The 2,939-nt window shown below is 43.8% G+C and carries 4 protein-coding genes; 2 read left to right on the plus strand and 2 right to left on the minus strand.

Going from position 1 to position 2,939, the window contains the following annotated elements; translation table 11 throughout:
• Nucleotides 1–370: 370 nt before the first annotated feature.
• Both O9295_RS08080 and O9295_RS08085 read right to left on the minus strand, forming a co-directional pair.
• Nucleotides 371–1,015, minus strand: coding sequence for a DUF4082 domain-containing protein (locus O9295_RS08080; RefSeq protein WP_288032620.1), 645 nt, complete (start codon nt 1,013–1,015; stop codon nt 371–373).
• Between the two features lie 236 nt (nt 1,016–1,251).
• Nucleotides 1,252–1,377, minus strand: coding sequence for a type II toxin-antitoxin system RelE family toxin (locus O9295_RS08085; RefSeq protein WP_287627675.1), 126 nt, complete (start codon nt 1,375–1,377; stop codon nt 1,252–1,254).
• 457 nt (nt 1,378–1,834) lie between these two features.
• Here O9295_RS08085 and O9295_RS08090 point away from each other — a divergent pair, with 457 nt between their 5' ends.
• A complete protein-coding gene (locus O9295_RS08090) occupies nt 1,835–2,080 on the plus strand; it encodes a papain fold toxin domain-containing protein (RefSeq protein WP_288032621.1) in 246 nt (81 codons plus the stop codon).
• 31 nt (nt 2,081–2,111) lie between these two features.
• Nucleotides 2,112–2,480 (plus strand): SpoIIAA family protein, encoded by a 369-nt coding sequence (locus tag O9295_RS08095; protein WP_079209335.1) that lies wholly within the window; start codon nt 2,112–2,114, stop codon nt 2,478–2,480.
• The last annotated feature ends 459 nt before the right edge of the window (nt 2,481–2,939 follow it).

Below are 2,939 nucleotides of genomic sequence, written 5' to 3' on the forward strand. Positions count from 1 at the left end.
TGCTATAGTGCAATCGCCCTCGATTCTTAAGGTATTTAGGGTTGGCGGCAAAAAGTTTGTTGGTGGGGTTAGGAGTCGGTCGTCAGTAGCCGGTCGTCAGTAGCCGGTCGTTTCAGGCTTTGTTGCCCTCTCTTTTTGTACCAGTTTATGTACTACAAGAAGGATAATGCAAGGTTTTTGAGGGTCTCAATCCGATTTTCGCAGCATGAACATCGGATTTTAACAGGTCAAAAGCCTTATTTTCAAAGGGTTTTACCATTATTCAGCAAGCCCTATTTAATCAAGTTAATAAAGGAAAAAAATAAAACCCCCTCAACTGACTGAATGAAGGGTGATTTATTGTGTTTTTGGTGGGCAATTTAGCCGACTTTTATGGCTTAAGTTTGCGTTTGAGGGTTGAAGCCGCGCCGAGAGTGCCGAGAGCTAGGAAGCTGAGGGTTGAGGTTGGTTCTGGAACAGATGCAGAGACAACTTGAAACTGAAAATTAGGACCGAAACGGCCATTGACAGAGGCAGTGATAGAAGGGAAAGAGAAACCACCAGCCGAATTGCTACGTGCCGCTCCTAAAAAGGTAATTTCTGGGGCTGTGACGATCGAACTAGCAGAACTTGTATATTGATCTGAAAAAGGGTTAGAAATTTCTGAACCCAGAAAGTAGGTTAACCCGCTGGTTAAAGCAACTGGTGCGATCGCCGCATAGCGAAAGCTACCGGTTAATGGACTATTGGTTTGAATAGTAGCGGAACCGAGCAGAGTTCCAGTTGAACTCCATAAACCAACCTGATGAGTTTGGGCTAAAGGGTCTGCCGGAGTTTCATCCCATAACCCTAAAGAAGTTACCGAGAGATTGTCATTAGCGGTAAATGACCATCCCACCGTCATGTTCGTTCCATTAACATCTGTGAACAGAGAACCACCCGTAAAGCTTTGTAAAGCAACGCTCGCTTGAGCTTGAGTCGGAAAAAATAAAAAAGGAATGACTAGAGTAGAAACGGAGGCTAAGTTTTTGAGCATTCTAACTTCTCTTTTTTGCTAAATATTTTAAGTGCGATCGCCCCCCTCGCAGCCAGGTCAAGCAACAGCCCAACCCAAGACAGAAGGCAGATAACAGAACAATACACACTCCCCCCCCCACAACTGTATTAAAAGCTACAATTTAATAAATCTTTATATTTCCTTCTTAATCTCTATAAAGAAACCGCAGAACCGAATCGGTTGTGAACAGCCCACCCCTTTACGGAAGAGATGAACTAAGATTGTGAGTAGGTAGGACTAAGCAGCAATTTATCCAGTTCATTCAAGATGCGCTCTTGGCTGCGGGGCTGTAACCGTTTTAGATAACGCTCGGCTGGTTTTAAGATTATGTAACGCCACATCCTAACTCAGCCTTTAACTTTACTAAGGACTTGCCAGGATCGCGCCCTTCTAAATATTCCTGATAGGCTTTCTTTCCTACTTCAATTTCTTCAGGAGGCACGTCATCAGCCGTCTTTTGAGGTTTCTAAATACTCTAGGAATTGCTCAATATCTACAGCACTTTGGTCGTTCATGCTACTGCCCCTACTTCCTTATTGTTTTTCTTACTTTCATTAACGATCATAAAACAAAAAGCACTGCCGAAGGCACTCGCTACGCGAGATCGCCCCGCACCAACTAGCTGATAGACTAGGGATACCAGCTTTCCTTTGGGAGTGAGAGAGTGGTTAAGTTAACCGATTCCCAAATTGATCAAGAAATTGGCAATATTGTCAGTCAATTCCAGCTTTATTAATGTGCAGTAGCTAACAGACAACGAAATTGAGGGAAAAGTGATCGAACTGAAAACGCGCTATCATGATCAAGATTATCTCATCAGCGATTGCGTGGGGAATGATCGATCAATCAATTACGATCAATGGAAAACACTATGGGGTAGAAGTGAGGGGAAGAGTATTTGATCATCTGTCTCCTCAAGGAATGAAACGAGAGGATTGGCTGAAAGATTTTCATTGCCAAAGTGAAGAGTTTATAAGCTACAATTTCGGGATTATAGCTCGTCTAGTAATTCTGGTGAAACCGTCTATTTGTGATAGCATATAGTTAGACTTCGACCATTTGGGAGAGGCAAACTATGATAGATTATAATTTGGATGCCGCGCATAGCATTCTCTATATGCAACCTACATCTGCACTTGCGGCGGAAGATTTCATCAAGATTGCGGAGGCAGTGGACCCCCACATTGAAGCCACTGGTGGCCTTGCTGGCGTAATCATCGAAGTTCCCACGTTCACTGGTTGGGAGAGTTTTGGTGCCTTGGTTGCTCATTTCCGGCTGATACGCGACCATCACAAGTACGTCAGTAAGGTTGCCGTGGTGACTGATTCCACTCTGGTTAAACTGATTGAAAGTCTGGCTTCCCACTTTGTCGCCGCTGAAGTCAGGCAGTTCCCGTGGGGGGAAACTGAGGTAGCGACCCAATGGGTCTTGGGTGGCTCCTGATTCTCTGACAGTACAATAGACATCTCCAGCAATTAACCTCAATCTAGCCTGAATTTTGGAGGTGTCTAATACACGGTTAGACCGAACCGCTGGTACCTAGGAGATATACTTGCTCTGGATTCTTCGAGTTCTGCAATATCCGGGATTGGGGTTTTAACTTCTAGTCTGGTTTCTGGTACAAACTACTACCTTTCTGGTAGCTACAGTGGCAATGTCTTCACCATCAGCGCCGATGGTAGTAGCTTAGATACACTGATTATTCAAGGTACTGGGGCTGCTTTTTCAAGCAACGCTTCCTCGGTTCTTTTGAGATTGGTTAATAAGCTAAAACGCACTTAAACCACCTAAAATAGAAATAGTAACTTGAGAAAAATCCTACTTATGCCAGCCAAAGATTTCCTAGACTTAGAAGAAAAGAAAAACTTACAAAAAGCTCTTAAAGAAGAAGAAAGAGCAGAG

Source organism: Microcystis sp. LE18-22.4A (assembly GCF_027531105.1).
Taxonomy (GTDB): Bacteria; Cyanobacteriota; Cyanobacteriia; order Cyanobacteriales; family Microcystaceae; genus Microcystis; species Microcystis aeruginosa.

Bases quoted from the DNA above. Each gene is read 5' to 3' on its own strand.
- O9295_RS08090 (WP_288032621.1), top strand. From the start codon at position 1,835: ATGATCAAGATTATCTCATCAGCGATTGCGTGGGGAATGATCGATCAA.
- O9295_RS08085 (WP_287627675.1), bottom strand. From the start codon at position 1,377: ATGTGGCGTTACATAATCTTAAAACCAGCCGAGCGTTATCTAAAACGG.
- O9295_RS08080 (WP_288032620.1), bottom strand. From the start codon at position 1,015: ATGCTCAAAAACTTAGCCTCCGTTTCTACTCTAGTCATTCCTTTTTTA.
- O9295_RS08095 (WP_079209335.1), top strand. From the start codon at position 2,112: ATGATAGATTATAATTTGGATGCCGCGCATAGCATTCTCTATATGCAA.